Origin of the sequence: Microbacterium sp. SGAir0570 (genome assembly GCF_005491085.2) — a bacterium.
Taxonomy (GTDB): Bacteria; Actinomycetota; Actinomycetes; order Actinomycetales; family Microbacteriaceae; genus Microbacterium; species Microbacterium arborescens.
Map to the genome: position 1 here is coordinate 2,737,666 of NZ_CP027929.1, position 18,744 is coordinate 2,756,409.

Below are 18,744 nucleotides of genomic sequence, written 5' to 3' on the forward strand. Positions count from 1 at the left end.
CCGGCGCGCCACGCGCCCGCGGCACATCATGTAGTGGCTGAATCGAGGTCCGACCCCCATATCTGGGGAATCTCGTGAAGGGACTCACATGACCACGCGCTCCATCGTCGTCCGGACGACCGTCGACGAGTATCTGCAGAAGCACGACTGGCGCGTCAACGCGAACGCGAATCAGGGCTACAGCCTGGGCGGGCTCATCCTCAACGCCTCCGGCAAGCTCATCGCCAACTACTGGCTCGACGAGGTCTACGCTCCGGAGGCGGGCGCCGCGCACCGCGACGGCGACATCCACATCCACGATCTCGATGTCTTCGCCGGCTACTGCGCCGGGTGGTCGCTGCGACAGCTCCTCGAGCAGGGATTCAACGGCGTGCCCGGCGCGATCTCGTCGGCTCCGCCGAAGCACTTCTCGAGCGCCCTCGGTCAGATCGTCAACTTCCTGGGCACTCTCCAGAACGAGTGGGCGGGTGCCCAGGCGTTCAGCTCGTTCGACACCTACCTCGCGCCCTTCGTGCGGCTCGACGGGCTCGACGAACCAGCCGTGCGCCAGGGCATCCAGGAGCTCGTGTTCAACCTCAACGTGCCGTCGCGGTGGGGTACCCAGACCCCGTTCACCAACCTCACCTTCGACTGGACCTGCCCCGACGACCTCGCCGACGAGCGCCCGCTCGTGGCCGGTCGCCTCGCCGACTTCACGTACGGCGATCTGGCGCCCGAGATGGCGATGATCAACCGCGCCTTCCTGTCGGTCATGACGGAGGGCGACGCCGACGGCCGGGCGTTCACCTTTCCCATCCCGACGTACAACATCACGAAGGACTTCGACTGGGATGCGCCGGAGGTCGACGCGCTGTTCGGGATGACGGCGAAGTACGGCCTGCCCTACTTCCAGAACTTCGTGAACTCCGACCTCGACCCCGGAATGATCCGGTCGATGTGCTGCCGCCTGCAGCTCGACCTCACAGAACTCCTCAAGCGCGGCAACGGTCTGTTCGGCTCGGCCGAGCAGACCGGTTCCATCGGCGTCGTCACCGTCAACTGCGCCCGGCTCGGGTTCGTGCACGCCGGCGACCGGGCTGGCCTGTACGCGCAGCTCGACCGACTGCTCGAGATCGCCCGTGACAGCCTCGAGGCCAAGCGCGCCGTCATCGGGCGCCACCTCGACGCCGGCCTCTACCCCTACAGCAGGCGGTACCTCGGCACCCTCGCGAACCACTTCTCCACGATCGGGGTCAACGGTCTCAACGAGGCGGTGCGCAACTTCACCGACGACGGGCACGACATCACCACCGAGGAGGGGATGCGGTTCGCCGCAGAGCTGCTCGACCACGTGCGCGCGCGCATGGTGGAGTTCCAGGAGCAGACGGGGCACCTCTACAATCTCGAGGCAACACCGGCCGAGTCGGCGACCTACCGCTTCGCCCGCGCCGACATCGCGCGTTTCGCGGGCATCCGTCACGCCGGCACGGCGGACAACCCGTACTACACGAATTCGTCGCAGCTGCCGGTGGCCTTCACCGACGATCCGTTCCTCGCGATGGAGCTGCAGGAGGGTCTGCAGCAGAAGTACACCGGCGGCACCGTGCTGCACCTGTACATGGGCGAGGCCGCCCCGACGGCCGAGGCGTGCAAGGCTCTCGTGCGCCGTTCGCTCGAGCGGTTCCGCATCCCGTACATCACGATCACGCCGACGTTCTCGATCTGCCCGCAGCACGGGTACCTGTCCGGCGACCACGCGTCATGTCCGCAGTGCCTCGCCGAATGCGAGGTGTGGACGCGGGTGATGGGCTACTTCCGCCCGGTCTCGTCGTTCAACATCGGCAAGCGCGGCGAGGCGGCCGAGCGGGTTTCGTTCTCGTACGACCGCGCCGCGCTGGTCGGGTGACGTGCCCGTCGTTGCGGGCCGCAGCGCAGCCGAGCTGCGCATCGCAGGGCTCTCGCGGTTCTCGACGGTCGATTGGCCCGGCCGCCTGGTGGCGACCGTGTTCCTCCAGGGATGCCCGTGGGACTGCCGCTACTGCCACAATCCCAATCTGATCGATCCGCGCGGGCGCGGCAGCATGCCGTGGGAGGCGGTCGCCGCCTTCCTCGGCGAGCGCCGCGGTCTGCTCGACGGGGTGGTCTTCTCGGGCGGTGAGCCGACGATGCAACGGGCCCTCCCCGACGCGGTCGCACGGACCCGCGAGCTCGGGTTCGACGTCGGGCTGCACACGGGCGGCGCCTACCCGCGCATGCTCGATGCCGTGCTGCCGGCGCTGTCGTGGATCGGCCTCGATGTGAAAGCGGGAGCCGACGACTACGCCCGGGTGACGGGCCGGGGTCCGAGCGGACGCGCTGCGCTGCGCTCGCTCGACCTCGTGCTCGCCGCCCAGCGCGAGCGCGCCGCCTCGCGGCATCCGCTCGACGTCGAGGTCCGCACGACGGTGCACCCCGACCTCATCGACGACACCCGACTCGGTGATCTCGGCGAGCTGCTGGCCGACCGCGGTGTGCGGCGGTGGGCGATCCAGCGGTTCCGCGCGACGGGCAGTCGCTGCCCCGAACCGGAATCGCCGCCGCTGCGGCTCGACCGCCTACCGCGGGAGAGGTTCGAACGGGTCGAGGTGAGATGAGGCGTGGCGGCGTCATCACGGCGAGCCTCAGCGCACGCCCCGCGCGGTGAGGGCGTCGCCGAGCTCGTCGGCGTGCTTCAGCGCGAGCACGATGAACGCCAGCGCGGAGGAGCGGATGCCGCCTCTCGCGCCCCGGGCACGGTGCGCCTCGCTCACGTCGCGGGCGATCCGGGCGAGGTGCGGAACGGATCCGAGCGCGACGACGAGGAGGAGGGAGATGCGCTCGGGGTCGGCGCCGATCACCCGAGTAGGACCGAGGGCACGCTCGAAGAGGTCGAGCAGCGCGACGACGGGGGTCGTCAGCGCCAGCAGCGCGGCGAGCAGGATCGCGGCCAGGATGCGCACGGTCCCGATGACGGCCGGCTCGATCCCGAGGAAGATGAGCTGACCGGCGAGCGCGACGATCGCGAGCCAGCGCAACGCCCAGATCTGTCGGACCAGCTCGCGCCAGCCTGTTCCGGGAACGGCGTAGCAGGCCAGGCACAGGCCCGCGGCGGCCATCGCGGTCGCCGGCGCTGCGGGAAGCAACGACACCGTCATCACCAGGCCGAGGATGAGCACGGTCTTCGGCCCCGTCGGGAGCCGGTGCCAGCCGCGCGCGCTCGGCCGGTAGAGCGTCAGCATCGCGTCGCGGCCGGGCCGGTCGACGTCATCGCCACGTCCTCGCGTACGCGTCGACGACCGAGGCCGCGTCTCCCACGGCGACGACACGTCCCGCTGCGACGTGCACGCCGATCTCGCACCGTCGCGCGAGGTCGAGGTCGTGGGTCACGAGCAGCAGCCGGTGGCCGGCGTCGTCGAAGAGATGCCCCGCGATGAGGGCGGCGTTCCGCCCGTCGAGGAACGCGGTCGGCTCATCCGCGACGACGAGCTCGGGCTCGCGCACGAACGCTCCGCACAGCGCGAGCAGCTGCTTCTGCCCGCCCGACAGCTCGTGTGCGGGGTGGTCGCGAAGGCCGGTGAGGCCGAACCGTGCGAGCGCCCGGTCGACCCGCGCAGCACGGTCGGCGCGGGAGGCGCGATCGCCGCGAAGCGAGAAGGCGACGTCCTCGGCGACCGTGGGCATGACGATCTGCGCGTCCGGGTTGCTGAAGACGATCGCGACACGGCGCCGCAGCTCGACAGCATCCCGTACCGGGTCGCAGCCGAGCACCCGAACCTCCCCCGACGTCGGTCGTACGAGGCCGCCGATGAGCCGCGCGAACGTCGACTTGCCCGATCCGTTGTCGCCGACCACCGCGATCGTGCGAGCGTCGAGGTCGAGCGTGAGGGGCTCCAGCACCTGCACATCGCCGAGTCGTACGGACGCGGCCTCGAGCCGGATGCTACCCGTCATGCCGAGGCGGAGCTCACGCTCGGCGCATCGGTCTCGACCCGGGCACTGCCACGCGGTGCCCACGTGCGCCGGAAGGCGCGAGGGTAGCCGCGTACGAGGGCTCCGACCACGAGCGTCGCGACGACGACCTTGACGATGTCGCCCGGCACGAAGGCGAGGTTCGTCAGCGCGGCCTGCTCGACCGGCAGACGCAGCACGAGGCTCTGGATCGGGATGCCGCACGCGTACACGACCAGCACACCGCCCACGAGGAGCCCGGCCGCGGTGCGCCACCACACGGGACGCCGGCCGCCGGCGTGGACGATGAGCCCGACCACCACGGCGCCGACGAGCCAGCCGACGAGGTAGCCCGCCGTCGGACCGGCGAAGACCGCGATCCCGCCGCGGCCGCCCGCGAGGAGCGGCAGTCCGACGGCGACGAGAGCGAGGAACGTGCCGACCGAGGCCGCCCCGACGACAGGCCCGAGCACGGCACCCGCCAGCATCACGCCGAGGGCCTGCGCCGTGATCGGCACACCCCCGAACAGCGGGAACGACCCGGGCAGCCCGAGCACGGCGATCAGCGCCGCGAACACGGCGGCACGGGCGAGGTCGGTCGCATCGAGCGCGGCACGCGACGCAGGGATCGACGGGGTCATGATTCCTCCTGAACACCGTTCACGTGAACGGTGTTCAGGTAGAGTAGCCCCATGATCGCCGACGACTCAAACCGAGGGGGCCGAGCGACGCGACGCTCGCGGGACGACGTCGTCGACGCCGCTCTCGACCTGCTCGACCGCGTCGGGCTGCCCGACCTGTCGATGCGGCGTCTCGCCGATCATCTCGGCGTGCAGCCGAGCGCGCTGTACTGGCACGTCGAGAACAAGCAGCAGCTGCTCGCGGCCGTGAGCGCACGCATCCTCGGTCCGGTGAGCGCAGATCACGCCGACGGCGCGACCCTCGACGTCGCCGCGCGAGACGTCGCCGTGCGTCTGCACGACAGCCTGCTCGCCTACCGCGACGGCGCCGAGGTCGTCTCCAGCTCTCTCGCGCTCGGGCTCGTCGAGCCGCCCGCGCACGCACGGCTCCGCGCCGTCGCGCTGGAGCGCGGTGAGCCGGCCGCTCTCGCCGACACGATCGGCGACGCCATCACGCATTTCGTCGTCGGCTTCACCTTCCACCAGCAGCAGCGCCGCAGCGCCGACGCGTGGGGCGCGGCCTCCGGCGGCGTCGCTGCCTCACCCGAGCGCATCGCCGACGGCGACGACGACGGCTTCACCGCGGCGCTCGACCTGATCATCGCGGGGGCGACGACGGTGCTCGCCGGCGGCGCCACACAGCATCCAGCACCCCGGCGATGACGATTGTCACGACGTACACGAGCAGGTCGCGCGCGTCGAACACCGTTCCGAGCACCAGGACCGCCGGCGGGAAGACGGCGGCCGCCCGCGCGGGCAGATCGCTCAGCTGCAGCAGCTCGACCGCGATGCACCAGACGCCGGCGACCGCCGCGACGACGACGGTTGCGGCACGGGGTGCGACAGCGACGACGAGGACGTAGATCAACACGGCATACAGCGCGTCACCGGCGATGTCGGTCGCCGCGGTGTCGGGCAGGATGCCGTGGACGACGAGTCCCGCCGCGACGACCGCGACAGCCAGCGCCGCCGCACCCCAGCGCCGAGCGGCGGGGCCGGTCACAGGCGGTCGCGGAGCCACGACGTCGAGACCGCCCGGGCCCCCACCGCCTCGACGCGAGCGCGCAGCTCGCGGTCCGACGTCACGACGCTGACCCGCTCCCCCGCGGCCAGGGCGGCGGTGGTCGCCTGGACGATCGCATCGTCGCCGGAGGCCGGGGCGCGAGTGAGCTCGACCCCGGCGGGGGCGGCGACGTCGCGGGCCTGCCCTTCGACGACCGCCACCACGCGCGGGAACCAGATGTCCTCGGGAAGCTCCAGGCCCGCGGCATCCGTCCCCCGCTCGGCCAGCGCGGCCACCCGGGCGAGCAGCCGATCGGCGGCTCCGGCGCGGTCGCGCCACCAGCCGTCGGGGACCGAACCGACCACGTTCGCGACGTCCACGATGACGGTCGGACGCACCGAGAGCAGGCTGCGCAGCCGCGGCCAGGATGCCGCGAACCCGGGATGCAGCGGGAACGACTCGACCTCGTCGAGAGGAACCCACGCGAGCTCGCGGCTCTCGGGATCGCTGATGACCGGGTGGAAGGGCGTCGTGACGTCGGCCACGAGGGTGCCGTAGGTCCACACGCCGACATCGAGCACCGACAGGAACCGCGGCGCGACGGCATCCGCGGGAACGCCGGCCTCTTCGGCCGACTCGCGCAGCGCTCCCTCGCGCGCGGACTCCCCCGCGTGACGCGCACCGCCGGGAAGACCCCAGGTGTCGCCGAAGTGGCTCCACGACACCCGGTGCTGCAGCAGCACGCCGCGCTCCGGGTCGACGGCCAGCAGACCCGCGGCACCGAAGCGCCCCCAGTACCGCTCCCCCGACGGCGCGACGACCCAGGCGTCGCCGGGATCGCGCGGGCCGTGTGGCGGGCGCGGGGCGTCGGCGGGATCGTCGGTCATCCTCACAGCCTGACACAGCCGGGGTCCGCGGGCTCGTGATTGGCATCGTGTTACCAGCGGGGTCTCCTCGCCGCTGCGACGCACAATGGGGACGTGGAGTACGAGATCGATGATTCCCCCGCCCGCATCCAGCGCGACGTCGTCTGGCGCTGGCTCTCGTCCGAGGCCTATTGGGGCCGCTGGCGCGAACGCGCCGTGATCGAGGCACAGCTCGATACGGCCTGGCGTCTCGTCGGGGCCTACCGCGCCGACACCGGCGAACAGATCGGCTTCGCCCGTGCCGTTTCGGACGGCGCGAGCTTCGCCTACCTCGCCGACGTATTCGTCGTCGCCGAGCACCAGGGCGCCGGCGTCGCGAACCGGATCCTCCGGCGCATGATCGATGAAGGCCCCGGCCACGACTTCCGCTGGACGCTCTTCACGCGCGACGCGCACACCCTCTACGCCGAGTTCGGTTTCGAGACGCCCGACGAGACCGCGATGGTCCGCCGTGCGTCCCCCGCCAAGCGCTGAGCCCGCTCCCCGCAGCACCGCCAAGCGCCTCACCTGGCGGTTCGCGCCCCCAAAACTCGCGCCTAGGGCATGAACTGCCAGGTGAACGGCAGTCAGACGGTCAGCGCTGGCGCTTCTCGCGCACCCGCATGTTCGTCACGATCGGCGTGCCCTCGAAGCCGAAGATCTCGCGCAGCCGTCGCTGGATGAACCGGCGGTAGCCCGGGTCGAGGAAACCGGTCGTGAACAGCACGAATGTCGGCGGACGCGTCGACGCCTGGGTGCCGAACAGGATGCGGGGCTGCTTGCCGCCGCGCAGCGGGTGCGGGTGCTCCGCGACGAGTTCGGCGAGGAACGCGTTGAACTTGCCGGTCGGGATGCGCTGATCCCACGACTGCAACGCGGTCTCGAGGGCCGGCACCAGCTTGTCGAGGTGACGACCGGTGCGGGCCGAGAGGTTCACCCGCGGCGCCCACGTGACGTGCGCGAGGTCCTGCTCGATCTCGCGCTCGAGGTAGCGGCGACGATCGGCGTTGTCCATATCGGCGTCGTTGAGGCGGTCCCACTTGTTGAACGCGAGCACGAGCGCGCGGCCGGACTCGAGCACGAGGTCGATGATGTTGAGGTCCTGCACGCTGATCGACTCGGTCACGTCGAGCACGACGACGGCGACCTCGGCCTTCTCGAGAGCCGCCGAGGTGCGCAACGACGCGTAGAAGTCCGCGCCCTGCTGCAGATGCACCCGGCGACGGATGCCGGCCGTGTCGACGAGTCGCCACAGCTTGCCGCCGAGCTCGACGACCTCGTCGACCGGGTCGCGGGTCGTACCCGCGAGGTCGTTCACGACCACGCGCTCTTCACCGGCCGCCTTGTTCAGCAGCGACGACTTGCCGACGTTCGGGCGCCCCAGGATCGCGACGCGACGCGGGCCGCCCAGCTCGTTCTTCGCGACGGCCGAGACCTCGGGAAGCACCTTCATGATCTCGTCCAGAAGATCCGCGACGCCGCGCCCGTGGATGGCCGAGACCGGATGCGGCTCACCCAGGCCCAGGTTCCACAGCGCGGCTGCCTCGGGCTCCTGGCGCGCGTCGTCGATCTTGTTGGCGATGAGGAAGACGGGCTTGTCGGTCTTGCGCAGCAGACGCACCACGGCCTCGTCGGTGGCGGTGGCCCCGACCATCGCGTCGACGACGAACAGCACGACATCCGCGAGGTCGATCGCGACCTCGGCCTGCGCGGCCACCGAGCGGTCGATGCCGCGGGCGTCGGGCTCCCACCCCCCGGTGTCGACGAGGGTGAAGCGGCGGTCCATCCACTCGGCCTTGTAGCTCACCCGGTCGCGCGTGACGCCCGGGGTGTCCTCGACGACGGCTTCGCGACGGCCCAGGATACGGTTCACCAGCGCGGACTTGCCGACGTTCGGGCGGCCCACGATCGCGACGACCGGAAGCGCCGGCAGCACCTCCACGACCTCGCCGCCCGCTGTGAACCCGGCGAGCAGCTCGGTGTCGTCGTCATCGAGCTCGTAGTCGGCGAGCGACGCGCGCAGCGCAGCGGCCCGCTGGTCGGCGAGGTGCTCGTCGAGGTTCGCGAGCTTCTCCTCGAGCTGGTCGGGACCGCCCTCGTACTCGTCGTCGGTGGTAGCCATCAGTTCTCTCCTGTCGCGGTGCGCACGACGTCGATGACGGCGTCCACGGTCCGATCGAAGTCCAAATCGGTCGAGTCGACCACCACGACGCCGGGCGCGGCGGTGAGGAAGTCGACGACCTGCGAGTCCGACGCGTCACGTCGGTGGAGCGCCTCGGCGACAGCCGCGGCATCCTCTCCCGTGAGCTCGGCGCTGCGGCGCGCGGCGCGCACCTCGGGGCTGGCGGTCAGCAGGATGCGGACGGGCGCATCGGGGAAGACCACGGTGGTGATGTCGCGTCCCTCGACGATGACCCCGGCCGAACCGGATGCCGCCACGAGCGCGCGGAACAGCACGTTCACGCGCTCGCGCACCTCGGGCACGCGGGCGACGCCGCTGACGGCCGCCGAGACGCGCGGCTCGCGGATGTCGTCGGTGACGAAGACGTCGCCCACGCGGACCCAGTGGTCGTCGGGGTCGAGCGAGATCGCGTAGTCGAAGTCGTCGAGGGCGCGCACGACGGCCTGCGCGTCGGCGGTGTCGTCGCCGCGCTCGAGCACGCGCCACGCGAGCGCGCGGTAGGCGGCGCCGGTGTCGAGGAAGCCGTAGCCGAGAACACGCGCGGCCTGCTTCGAGACGCTCGACTTGCCGCTGCCGGCGGGACCGTCGATCGCGACGGTCACCGGAGACGATTCAGGCACGGGGAAGGACTCAGGCATGGGGAACACTCGCGATCTTCCAGCCGCGCTGCTCGAGCCCGGCGACGGCTTCATGGACGACGCTGGGGACGACGCTCAGCTCCGCCAGCCCGAACTGCGCTCCCGGGGAGTGCTCGAGGCGGAGGTCCTCGATGTTCACCCCGAGGTCGCCGAGGTCGCCGAACAGGCGCCCCAGCTGCCCCGCGGTGTCGTCGACGCGCACCACGATCTGCTCGAAGCGGCGGTTCTGCCCGTGCTTGCCGGGCAGGCGCTCGACGCCTTCGTTTCCTCGGCGGATGGTGTCGGCGAGCGCTCGTCGAGCGCCCGGGGCCGCCGGATCGCGCAGCGCGTCGGCCACGGCCCCGAGGTCCGCGGCGAGATCGTCGAGGACCGCGACCACGGGCGCGGCGTTCGCCCCGAGGATCTGCACCCACAGTTCGGGAGCGGATGCCGCGATGCGCGTCGTGTCGCGCACGCCCTGACCGGTCAGGCGCAGCGATCCCTCGGGAGCGGCGACGAAGCGTCCGGCGAGGAGGCTCGCGACCAGCTGCGGAACGTGCGAGGTGAGGGCGACCGCTTCGTCGTGCTCCTGCGGGGTCATCTCGAGCGGCATCGCACCGAGGTCGAGAGCGAGTCCCTCGACGACGGCGAGATCGGAGGCGCGCGTCTCGTCGTCACGGCACACGACCCACGGCCGCCCGACGAAGATGTCGGCGCGCGCCGAGATCGCCCCGCCGCGCTCTCGGCCCGCGAGCGGGTGCGAGCCGATGTAGTGAGTGAGGTCGACACCGCGCTTGCGCAGCTCGAGGTACGGTTCGAGCTTGACGCTCGCGACGTCCGTCACGACCACGCCGGGATGGGCGCGCAGCTCGCGCTCGATCACATCCGCCGTGACATCCGGCGGCACCGCGACCACGACGAGCACGGGACGATCGTCCGAGGCCGCGAGCCGGCCCGCGCCGTAGTCGACGGCGAGCCGCAGCTGAGCGGGCGAGGCGTCGTCGAGGACGACATCGACACCGAGCAGACGCAGCGCGTGGCCGATGCTCGAGCCGAGCAGGCCCGCGCCGACGATGCGCACGGTACCGGCCGTGCGCGCGGCACGGCCGGGGCGCACGGGATCGAGCGAGGAATCGGTCACGGGTTCTCCGGAGAAGTCGGGTGCTCGGGGGCACCGTCGGCGCTGCGCGAGAGCGTCAGCAGCGCACCGCGTTCCACTGTAGTCAACTCCCGGGCGCGTCCCGCCGGGAGGGTTCCCAGGTGGAGCGGGCCGAACTGGCGACGCACGAGCTCGAGCACCGGATGCCCCACCTCGGCCATCATGCGGCGGACGATGCGATTGCGCCCCGAGTGCAGCGTCAGCTCGACGAGGCTCGTCTCCCCCGATGTGTCGAGCAGCCGCGCCTTGTCGGCCGCGATCGGGCCGTCCTCGAGCTCGACGCCCTTGGTCAGCCGCGCGATCGTCTGCGGCGTCACGCGCCCGCGCACCTTCGCGATGTACACCTTCGTCACCCCGAACGAGGGGTGGGCGAGCACGTGGGCGAGCTCGCCATCGTTCGTGAGCACGAGGAGGCCGCTCGTCTCGGCATCCAGGCGGCCGACATTGTACAGACGCTCGTCCCAGTCCTTCGTGAACCGGCGCAGGTCGGCGCGGCCCTTCTCGTCCTTCATCGAGCTGACGACGCCCGTCGGCTTGTTGAGCATCACGTAGCGCTTCGTCGTGTCGAGCTGTACGGCGGTGCCGTCGACGTCGACGATGTCGACGGCCGGGTCGATGCGGCTGCCGAGCTCGGTCACGATCGTGCCGTTGACCCGCACGCGCCCCTCGACGATCAGCTGCTCGCAGACGCGGCGCGACGCCACCCCCGCGTTGGCGAGAACCTTCTGCAGGCGTACCCCTTCGGCATCCGTCATCGCGTCGCCTCTCCTTCGAAACCGTCGGTGCCGTCGTCGAGCAACGGCGAGATGGGCGGCAGCTCGTCGAGCGAGTTGATGCCGAGGTTGACCAGCAGCGCGTCGGTCGTGCCGTACAGGATGGCACCGGTCTCGGGGTCGTGGCCGACCTCGGTCACCAGCCCGCGCGAGAGCAGGGTGCGCACGACCGAATCGACGTTGACGGCGCGGATCGAGGCGACCTGGCTGCGTGAGACCGGCTGCTTGTAGGCGATGACCGCCAGGGTCTCGAGGGCGGCCTGCGAAAGCCGCGAGGGTGCCTGCGTGTTGACGTAGTCGCTCACGAGGGCGTCGTGCTCCGCGCGCACGTACAGGCGCCAACCGCCGCCCACCTCGCGCAGCTCGAATCCGCGGCGCGGCCCGCCGGTCTCGCCGTCGTAGTCGGCGACCAGGCCGGCGACCGCCTGGCGCACGGCGGCGACGGGCGCGCCGACGGCGGCGGCGAGCGCGACGAGGCTCTGCGGCTCGTCGACGACCAGCAGGATCGCCTCGAGCCGCCGCGCGACGTCCGCGATCGGGGTGGCCGTGGTCGGTGTCGGGTCATCGGTCATAGTCGGCTCCCAGGGTGGCGAGGTTCTCCTCGGACCAGCGCTCGGCGGTCCAGCGCAGCGTCAGCTCGCCGAGCGGTTCGAGCTGCTCGAACGACAGCGCCGCGTGCCGGTAGAGCTCCAGCACGGCGAGGAAGCGGGCCACGACGATGCCGGGCTGCGCGACGCCCGCGATGAGCTCGCGGAAGTTCAGGGTACCCGCGCCCCGCAGCAGCGTGACGACGACGGCCGCCTGCTCGCGGATCGACACGAGCGGCGCGTGCAGGTGGTCGAGCCCCACGACCGGGATCTCCTTCGGCGCGAAGGCGAGCGTCGCGAGCGCGGCGAAGTCGTCGGCGGTCAGTGTCCACACGAGCTCGGGCGCGGCTGCCCGATACTTCTCGTCGAGGCGCACCGATCGGGTGTGACGACGGTCCTCGGCGACGACCCGCTCGGCGAACCATCCGGCGACCTGTTTGAAGGCGCGGTACTGCAGCAGCCGGGCGAACAGCAGGTCGCGCGCTTCGAGCAGCGCCACCGACTCGGCGTCGATGAGTTCGCCCTGCGGCAGGAGACCGGCGACCTTCATGTCGAGCAGCGTCGCGGCGACAACGAGGAACTCCGACGCGGCGTCGAGCTCTTCGGGCTCGAGCCCGCGCAGGTAGCCGATGAACTCGTCGGTGACTCTGCTGAGCGACACCTCGGTGATGTCGAGCTCGTGCTTGCCGATGAGGTTCAGCAACAGGTCGAAGGGGCCGTCGAAGTTCGTCAGCGAGACCCGGAATCCCGGCTCGGCGGCATCCCCGCCCGCGTCGGGCTCGGCCGGCCCGGGCGCATCGACGATCCCGTCAGGCGACGGCGCCACGGGCGACGAGCTCCCGCGCGAGACGCAGGTAGGCCTGCGCGGCCTGATGCTCCGGCGCGAACGTGATGATCGGAACGCCCGCGACCGACGCGTCGGGGAACTTCACGGTGCGCCCGATGACCGTCTCGAGCACGTCGTCGCCGAAGGCCTCGACGACGCGTTCGAGCACCTCGCGCGAGTGCAGCGTGCGCGGGTCGTACATCGTGGCCAGGACGCCGTCGAGCTCGATGGAGGGGTTCAGCCGGTCGCGCACCTTGTCGATCGTCTCGATCAGCAGCGCGACACCGCGCAGCGCGAAGAACTCGCATTCGAGCGGGATGAGCACGCCGTGGCTCGCCGTCAGCGCGTTGACCGTGAGCAGTCCGAGCGAGGGCTGGCAGTCGATCAGGATGACGTCGTACTCGGACGAGACGCCGCGCAGCACGCGCGCGAGGATCGTCTCGCGGGCCACCTCGTTGACGAGGTGCACCTCGGCGGCAGAGAGGTCGATGTTCGCGGGGATGACGTCGAGCCCGGGCACCGACGTCTCGACGATGACCTCGTGGGGGTCGCGCTTGGTGTCGAGCAGCAGGTCGTAGATCGTCGGCACGTCGTGCGTGGCGATGCCCAGGCCAGCCGACAGAGCGCCCTGCGGGTCGAAGTCGACGGCGAGAACCTTGCGGCCGTACTCGGCGAGGGATGCCGCCAGGTTGATGGTCGTCGTGGTCTTGCCGACGCCGCCCTTCTGGTTGCAGAGGGCGATGATGCGGGCCGGCCCGTGACCGTCGAGCTTCGGCGGGGTCGGGAAACCTCGGTATGGCCGACCGGTGGGTCCGATCGGGGTGTCCTCCGTGGGGGCCTTCCCGGCCTTCCGCGACTTGTCCGTCACCGAGACTCCTGCTTTCCGTAGCGTGCGATCGATTCTCGCACAGGCACCCGGCGTGAGCCGATACGTTCGTCGGACGCGCGGGGCGGGAGCGGCCTGCATCGGCGCCCGAGGCGACACCAGCACCGCCGGTCCGACGAACGAATCGCCGCAACGCCTCCGGATCACAGGCTCCCGAGCACGTCGAGCCGCAGCTGGGCGGCGACGGCGATCAGGAGGTAGTCGACGACCACGACGAGAGGCGTCCACGCCAGCAGCAGGGCCCCGACGCCCTGCGGCGCGCGGCCCCAGACACCCTCCCGCAGGGTCCAGCCGAGAGTCGACCAGAACAGGGGGATCGCCACGAGCCACACGACCATGCACCACGGGCAGAGCGAGCCGTACTCGAACACGCTGCGGTACGCGAAGACATGGACGAGCACGAACGCCGCCGCGACGAACCCGGCGTACACCCGCCAGTACCAGGGACGCAGCCCGGCCGGCGCCGCGAGCCCGGAGACTCCCGCGTAGATCGCGCCCGGGAAGAGCACGATCCCGATGATCGAGTTGCTGAACCCGAGCAGGTTTCCGCCGGGGCTCAGCAGATTGGGACCGCAGGTGACGATCGGGCTGATGTCGCACGAGATGAGGGCTTCGGCGCCGGTCAGCTGACCGATGTACTCGTGGTAGAGCAGGAACGAGACAACCCACCCGGCGATGCCCACCACGATCCAGACGACGGCGAGCGCGGGCCCGGGGCGGATGCCGCGCTCGTTCTCCAGTGCGGAGTGGGCGGGTGCATCGGCGGGCATGCTGCCATCCTGCGGCGCCTGCCCCGCGGCCGCGGCGGCCCCGTGCCGGGAAAAACCGGCGCGATCGGATGCCGCGGAGACCGGCCCGGGCTTCAGCGCCAGGTAGCCGTGAGCAGACCGGCGACGACCCCGAAAACGAGGGGCAGCAGGCAGCCGATGGCGGCGGGGCGACCGACCCCGGGCCTGGTGAACAGGTGCGCTCGCGTCTCGGCCCGTTCCGCGTCGGTGCTGCGCAGCGCCCCGCTCGCCGACGGCTCCGGTCGAGCGGCGGCGGCATCCTCGATACGCGCGGCGACCGCGAGCAGGTCCTCGGTCCAACGCCAGAACGGAGCGGTGTAGCGCGGCAGTGTGCCCCGCGAGAGGACGTACATGCGGCGTCCGACGATCTCGAGGTCGACGTCGACCGCCACCGCGCTCAGGGCGGAGCGGACGGGCGGCGTGAGCATCCGCCGGACCCGATCCGCATCGGCGGGCGCACACCAGACGCCGAAGTGCTCGTCGAACCCGCCACCGATCTCGATCCGCTCCTGCCCGAGGGCCGGCCGCCAGGAGGGCGCGCCGGGCGCGTGTACCGCGACCAGGCCGGCCCGCGGCAGCTCGGCGGCGAGGTCGACGCGAAGGTACGTCAGCGAGTGCGGCATCCGGTAGCGGCCGATCCACGTGTCGAACGCGTAGTCCGCCGAGCGGAACGGGCACGGGTCGCTTCCCGTCACGACCGCGGTAGCCATCCGGCGCCTGCCGAGGCCGAAGACGGTCGCGCTTTCGTCGGGGTCGTCGTCGCGGTGGCGGATGTCGAGGCGGTTCGACGCCGCGAACCCCTCGAGACGGTACATCGCAGCTTCTGCGGCCCGCCGCGAGCCGCGCATCCCGCCGAAGCGGCTCACCGCGAGCGGCAGCACCATCACCGACGCGATCACGATGCTCGACCACGACAGCCCCGATCCGCCGGCCGCGGATTGGACGACGACGACGAAGAGCAGCGCGAGCACGCCCACCCCGAGCACCAGCACCGCCGAGACGAATACGGCCCGAACGGCGCTGGTCAGCGAGGCGCGCCGACCGGCTTCACCGAGAAGCCCGTTCTCGCCGGGACTCGGGAGAGGCGCTGTCAGCGCCTGCGTGTCGAAGCGGAGGGCGCGGGCGCCGTCCGGGGCGTCCCCGCTGCTCATGGTCCCATCCTGCCGTGCCGGAGCGCACGACGATGTTCCTCGCGTGCGGTTCAGCGCGCGCGAGGGTGCGAGGTGGCGTAGATCTCCCGCAGGGCGTCGACCGTGACGTGCGTGTAGATCTGGGTCGTCGCCACCGAAGCGTGCCCGAGCAGCTCCTGGACGACGCGGACGTCGGCTCCGCCCTGCAGCAGGTGCGTCGCGAAGGAGTGCCGAAGAGTGTGCGGCGACACGTGCGCCGTCAGCTCGGCGCGCTCGGCGGCCTGCTGGATGATCAGCCACGCGCTCTGCCGCGACAGCGGAGCCCCGCGCACCCCGAGGAACAGCCGGGGCGTCGCGCGTCCGCGCCGAGAGAGCTCCGGCCGGGCGCGGGCCAGATAGGCCTCGACGGCGGCGCGCGCGTACGACCCGACCGGAACGATCCGCTCCTTCGCGCCCTTGCCGCGAACGCGCAGCACGTCGCCGAGGGCGAGGTCGTCGACATCCAGCTGCACGATCTCCGACACCCGCGCCCCCGTGGCGTAGAGCAGTTCGAGCAGCGCGCGGTCACGCAGCGCCGCGAGATCGGTCGCCGCGACATCGCCCGGCGGGGGTCCGGCGGCATCGAGGAGACTCTCGACCTGGTCGATCGTCAGCGCCTTCGGCAGTCGCCGCGGGGTCTTCGGCGGACGCAGCCGCTGCGTCGGGTCGGCGTCGACGATCCCCTCGCGGGCGAGGAAGCGGTGCAGACCCCGCAGCGACGACTGCAGCCGCGCCAGCGACGTGGCCGCCGGTGGCGGGACGGCGGATGCCGCTTCCTCGGCGAACCGCGTCACGATCTCCGCCGTGATCTCGGACGTGTCGCCGATCTCCTGCTGGGCGAGCCACGCGGTGTACGCGTCGAGATCCCGCCGGTAGGCCGCGACGGTGTGCGCCGACAGCCCGCGTTCGACCGAGATGTGGCGCAGGTACGCCGCGACGGCGCGGTCGAGCCGCACGTCCGTCAGCTCCGGCGCAGCCGTTCGGCCGCCGCGAGCACGCCCGTCGCCAGGATGCCGTTGCGGAACCGCCCCGCGAGCACGCCGTCGATGACCTCGGTCAGCGGCACGCGCTCGACGCGCATGTCGGCCTCTTCGTCCTCGCGCTCGTACGCGCTCGGCGCCGCGCTGAGACCGCGGGCGAGGAAGACGTGGATGATCTCGTCGTTGCCGCCCGGCGTCGTGAAGATGCTCACGAGCGGTTCGAGCGACTCGGCGACGAGGTCGACCTCCTCGGCGAGCTCGCGCCGCGCCGTCTCGATGGGCGGCTCGCCCGCGACGTCGAGGAGCCCCGCGGGGATCTCCCAGTCGCGATGACGGATCGGATGCCGGTACTGCTGGATCAGCACGACGCGCTCTTCGTCGTCGATCGCGACGACCGCGGCCGCCCCCGGGTGGTCGACGAACTGGCGGGTGATCTCGCCGTCACCGAAACGCACCGTCTCGCTCCGCACGTCCCAGACGTGCCCCGAGTAGACCAGCTCGCTCGAGACGACCTCGGGCTCGACGGGCTCGTCGCGCAGCTCAGGCATCCTCGACCTCGAACAGCTCGCTCGCGCGGTGCCGGTCGAGGGCGGCGGCGACCAGCCCACGGAACAGCGGGTTCGCCTCGGTCGGACGAGACCGGAGCTCGGGGTGGGCCTGCGTCGCGATGTAGTACGGGTGGACGTCGCGCGGCAGCTCGACGTACTCGACGAGGTTGCGGTCGGGTGACAGACCCGAGAAGACCAGCCCGGCCTCGGCGATCTGGTCGCGGTACCGGTTGTTCACCTCGTAGCGGTGCCGGTGACGCTCGGATGCCTTCGTGGCTCCGTAGACCTCGGCCGCGAGCGAACCCTCGGCGAGGTCGGCCTCGTACAGGCCCAGGCGCATCGTGCCGCCGAGGTCGCCGCCGGCGATGATGTCGACCTGCTCGGCCATCGTCGCGATGACGGGGAACTCGGTCTCGGGGTCGAACTCGCTCGAGGACGCACCGGTCAGCCCCGCCATGTTGCGGGCGTACTCGATCACCATGCACTGCAGACCCAGGCAGATGCCGAGGGTCGGGATGCCCTGCTCGCGCGCGAACTTCAGCGCGCCGAGCTTGCCCTCGATGCCGCGGATGCCGAAGCCGCCGGGCACGACGATGCCGTCGACGCTCGCGAGCGCCTTCTCGGCGCCCTCGGGGGTCTCGCACAGATCGGAGGGGATCCAAGTGACGTTGACCTTGGTCTCCTGCGCGAAGCCGCCGGCCTTCAGCGCCTCGGTGACCGACAGGTAGGCGTCGGGAAGATCGATGTACTTGCCGACGAGACCGATCGTGACCTCGTGCTTGGGGTTGTGGACGGCGTCGAGCACCTTGCTCCACCGCGTCCAGTCGACGTCGTCGGCACGCTCGGCGAGGCCGAGGCGGCGCGCGATGTACGCGTCGAGTCCCTGCGAGTTCAGCGTCGAGGGGATGTCGTAGATGCTCGGCAGGTCGACGGTGTTGACGACACCCTCGACGTCGACGTCGCACATGAGCGCGATCTTGTTGCGGTTGCTCTCGCTGACGGGGCGGTCGCTGCGCAGCACGAGGGCGTCGGGCTGGATGCCGACCTGGCGGAGGGCGGCGACGGAGTGCTGGGTCGGCTTCGTCTTCTGCTCGCCGGAGGCACCCATGAACGGCACGAGCGAGACGTGCACGAAGAACACGTTGTCGCGGCCGAGCTCGTGGCGCAGCTGACGGGCGGCTTCGAGGAACGGCTGCGACTCGATGTCGCCGACGGTACCGCCGACCTCGGTGATGATGACGTCGGGGCGGGGCTCCTCGGTCGCCTGGAGCCGCATCCGGCGCTTGATCTCGTCGGTGATGTGCGGGATGACCTGCACGGTGTCGCCGAGGTACTCGCCGCGGCGTTCCTTGGCGATGACCTGCGAGTAGATCTGACCGGTCGTGACGTTCGCCGCCTGGGTGAGCTCGATGTCGAGGAAGCGCTCGTAGTGTCCGATGTCGAGGTCGGTCTCGGCACCGTCATCCGTCACGAAGACCTCGCCGTGCTGGAACGGGTTCATCGTGCCCGGGTCGACGTTCAGATACGGGTCGAGCTTCTGCATCACGACGCGAAGACCGCGTGCGGTGAGGAGATTGCCGAGACTCGCGGCGGTCAGTCCCTTACCGAGAGAAGAGACCACACCACCGGTCACGAAGATCTGCTTGGTGGTGTTCTGGGAAGAGGCCGCGCGATGAGTGTCCGTCACGGGCTTCTA

At 71.2% G+C, this 18,744-nt stretch carries 21 protein-coding genes; 4 read left to right on the forward strand and 17 right to left on the reverse strand.

Annotated features, from left to right (window positions below; genetic code table 11):
* The first annotated feature begins 88 nt into the window (after positions 1-88).
* Together C1N74_RS12980 and C1N74_RS12985 are read left to right on the forward strand one after the other, a co-directional pair.
* Positions 89-1,885 carry a ribonucleoside triphosphate reductase gene (locus C1N74_RS12980; RefSeq protein WP_023955752.1) on the forward strand — a complete coding sequence of 599 codons (1,797 nt, stop codon included), beginning with the start codon at positions 89-91 and terminating at the stop codon, positions 1,883-1,885.
* Position 1,886: 1 nt separating this feature from the next.
* Positions 1,887-2,612, forward strand: coding sequence for an anaerobic ribonucleoside-triphosphate reductase activating protein (locus tag C1N74_RS12985; protein ID WP_137750684.1), 726 nt, complete (start codon positions 1,887-1,889; stop codon positions 2,610-2,612).
* Positions 2,613-2,639: 27 nt separating this feature from the next.
* On the opposite strand, the gene C1N74_RS12990 is transcribed toward C1N74_RS12985, so the two are convergent.
* From C1N74_RS12990 to C1N74_RS13000, 3 genes are read right to left on the reverse strand one after another with little or no spacing between them, the layout of a single operon-like run.
* Positions 2,640-3,236, reverse strand: a complete 597-nt coding sequence (locus tag C1N74_RS12990; protein ID WP_023955756.1) for a CbiQ family ECF transporter T component — start codon at positions 3,234-3,236, stop codon at positions 2,640-2,642.
* A 25-nt stretch (positions 3,237-3,261) separates the two neighbouring features.
* The gene (locus tag C1N74_RS12995) at positions 3,262-3,948 is read right to left on the reverse strand and encodes an energy-coupling factor ABC transporter ATP-binding protein (RefSeq protein WP_137750685.1); all 687 of its coding nucleotides are present in this window, start codon (positions 3,946-3,948) and stop codon (positions 3,262-3,264) included.
* Entirely contained in the window at positions 3,945-4,586 is a 642-nt protein-coding gene (locus C1N74_RS13000; protein WP_137750686.1) for a biotin transporter BioY, read from the reverse strand. Before C1N74_RS13000 ends, C1N74_RS12995 begins: the two co-directional genes overlap by 4 nt.
* Positions 4,587-4,637: 51 nt before the next feature.
* Between C1N74_RS13000 and C1N74_RS13005 the strand changes: the two genes are divergently transcribed.
* Entirely contained in the window at positions 4,638-5,288 is a 651-nt protein-coding gene (locus C1N74_RS13005; protein ID WP_064955554.1) for a TetR family transcriptional regulator, read from the forward strand.
* On the opposite strand, the gene C1N74_RS13010 is transcribed toward C1N74_RS13005, so the two are convergent.
* Positions 5,224-5,628 (reverse strand): DUF2809 domain-containing protein, encoded by a 405-nt coding sequence (locus C1N74_RS13010; protein WP_064955555.1) that lies wholly within the window; start codon positions 5,626-5,628, stop codon positions 5,224-5,226. The genes C1N74_RS13005 and C1N74_RS13010 overlap by 65 nt on opposite strands.
* Entirely contained in the window at positions 5,625-6,515 is an 891-nt protein-coding gene (locus C1N74_RS13015) for an NUDIX domain-containing protein (RefSeq protein ID WP_103843272.1), read from the reverse strand. The genes C1N74_RS13010 and C1N74_RS13015 overlap by 4 nt, the downstream gene beginning before the upstream one ends.
* A 93-nt stretch (positions 6,516-6,608) precedes the next feature.
* Here C1N74_RS13015 and C1N74_RS13020 point away from each other — a divergent pair, with 93 nt between their 5' ends.
* Complete coding sequence (locus C1N74_RS13020; RefSeq protein ID WP_137750687.1) at positions 6,609-7,028, forward strand: GNAT family N-acetyltransferase; 420 nt, start codon at positions 6,609-6,611, stop codon at positions 7,026-7,028.
* Positions 7,029-7,128: 100 nt separating this feature from the next.
* Here C1N74_RS13020 and der read toward each other — a convergent pair whose 3' ends face one another.
* From der to C1N74_RS13080, 12 genes are all read right to left on the reverse strand, one after another.
* Complete coding sequence (gene der / locus C1N74_RS13025) at positions 7,129-8,655, reverse strand: ribosome biogenesis GTPase Der (RefSeq protein WP_023955770.1); 1,527 nt, start codon at positions 8,653-8,655, stop codon at positions 7,129-7,131.
* Positions 8,655-9,353 carry a (d)CMP kinase gene (gene cmk, locus C1N74_RS13030; protein WP_036305983.1) on the reverse strand — a complete coding sequence of 233 codons (699 nt, stop codon included), beginning with the start codon at positions 9,351-9,353 and terminating at the stop codon, positions 8,655-8,657. Before cmk ends, der begins: the two co-directional genes overlap by 1 nt.
* A complete protein-coding gene (locus tag C1N74_RS13035) occupies positions 9,346-10,473 on the reverse strand; it encodes a prephenate dehydrogenase (protein WP_071919150.1) in 1,128 nt (375 codons plus the stop codon). Before C1N74_RS13035 ends, cmk begins: the two co-directional genes overlap by 8 nt.
* Positions 10,470-11,246: a pseudouridine synthase gene (locus tag C1N74_RS13040; RefSeq protein ID WP_036305985.1), complete on the reverse strand. Its 777-nt coding sequence runs from the start codon at positions 11,244-11,246 to the stop codon at positions 10,470-10,472. Before C1N74_RS13040 ends, C1N74_RS13035 begins: the two co-directional genes overlap by 4 nt.
* Positions 11,243-11,836 carry an SMC-Scp complex subunit ScpB gene (scpB, locus tag C1N74_RS13045; RefSeq protein ID WP_023955778.1) on the reverse strand — a complete coding sequence of 198 codons (594 nt, stop codon included), beginning with the start codon at positions 11,834-11,836 and terminating at the stop codon, positions 11,243-11,245. Before scpB ends, C1N74_RS13040 begins: the two co-directional genes overlap by 4 nt.
* The gene (locus C1N74_RS13050; RefSeq protein ID WP_036305986.1) at positions 11,826-12,677 is read right to left on the reverse strand and encodes a ScpA family protein; all 852 of its coding nucleotides are present in this window, start codon (positions 12,675-12,677) and stop codon (positions 11,826-11,828) included. Before C1N74_RS13050 ends, scpB begins: the two co-directional genes overlap by 11 nt.
* Positions 12,661-13,545: a ParA family protein gene (locus tag C1N74_RS13055; protein WP_023955781.1), complete on the reverse strand. Its 885-nt coding sequence runs from the start codon at positions 13,543-13,545 to the stop codon at positions 12,661-12,663. The genes C1N74_RS13050 and C1N74_RS13055 overlap by 17 nt, the downstream gene beginning before the upstream one ends.
* A 161-nt stretch (positions 13,546-13,706) precedes the next feature.
* Positions 13,707-14,333, reverse strand: coding sequence for a vitamin K epoxide reductase family protein (locus tag C1N74_RS13060; RefSeq protein ID WP_064955557.1), 627 nt, complete (start codon positions 14,331-14,333; stop codon positions 13,707-13,709).
* 92 nt (positions 14,334-14,425) lie between these two features.
* A complete protein-coding gene (locus C1N74_RS13065) occupies positions 14,426-15,502 on the reverse strand; it encodes a hypothetical protein (RefSeq protein WP_137750688.1) in 1,077 nt (358 codons plus the stop codon).
* Between the two features lie 50 nt (positions 15,503-15,552).
* Positions 15,553-16,476: a site-specific tyrosine recombinase XerD gene (xerD, locus tag C1N74_RS13070; protein WP_137750689.1), complete on the reverse strand. Its 924-nt coding sequence runs from the start codon at positions 16,474-16,476 to the stop codon at positions 15,553-15,555.
* 5 nt (positions 16,477-16,481) lie between these two features.
* Positions 16,482-17,048, reverse strand: a complete 567-nt coding sequence (locus tag C1N74_RS13075) for an NUDIX hydrolase (RefSeq protein WP_023955789.1) — start codon at positions 17,046-17,048, stop codon at positions 16,482-16,484.
* Positions 17,041-18,735, reverse strand: a complete 1,695-nt coding sequence (locus tag C1N74_RS13080) for a CTP synthase (protein ID WP_023955791.1) — start codon at positions 18,733-18,735, stop codon at positions 17,041-17,043. Before C1N74_RS13080 ends, C1N74_RS13075 begins: the two co-directional genes overlap by 8 nt.
* Between the last annotated feature and the right edge of the window lie 9 nt (positions 18,736-18,744).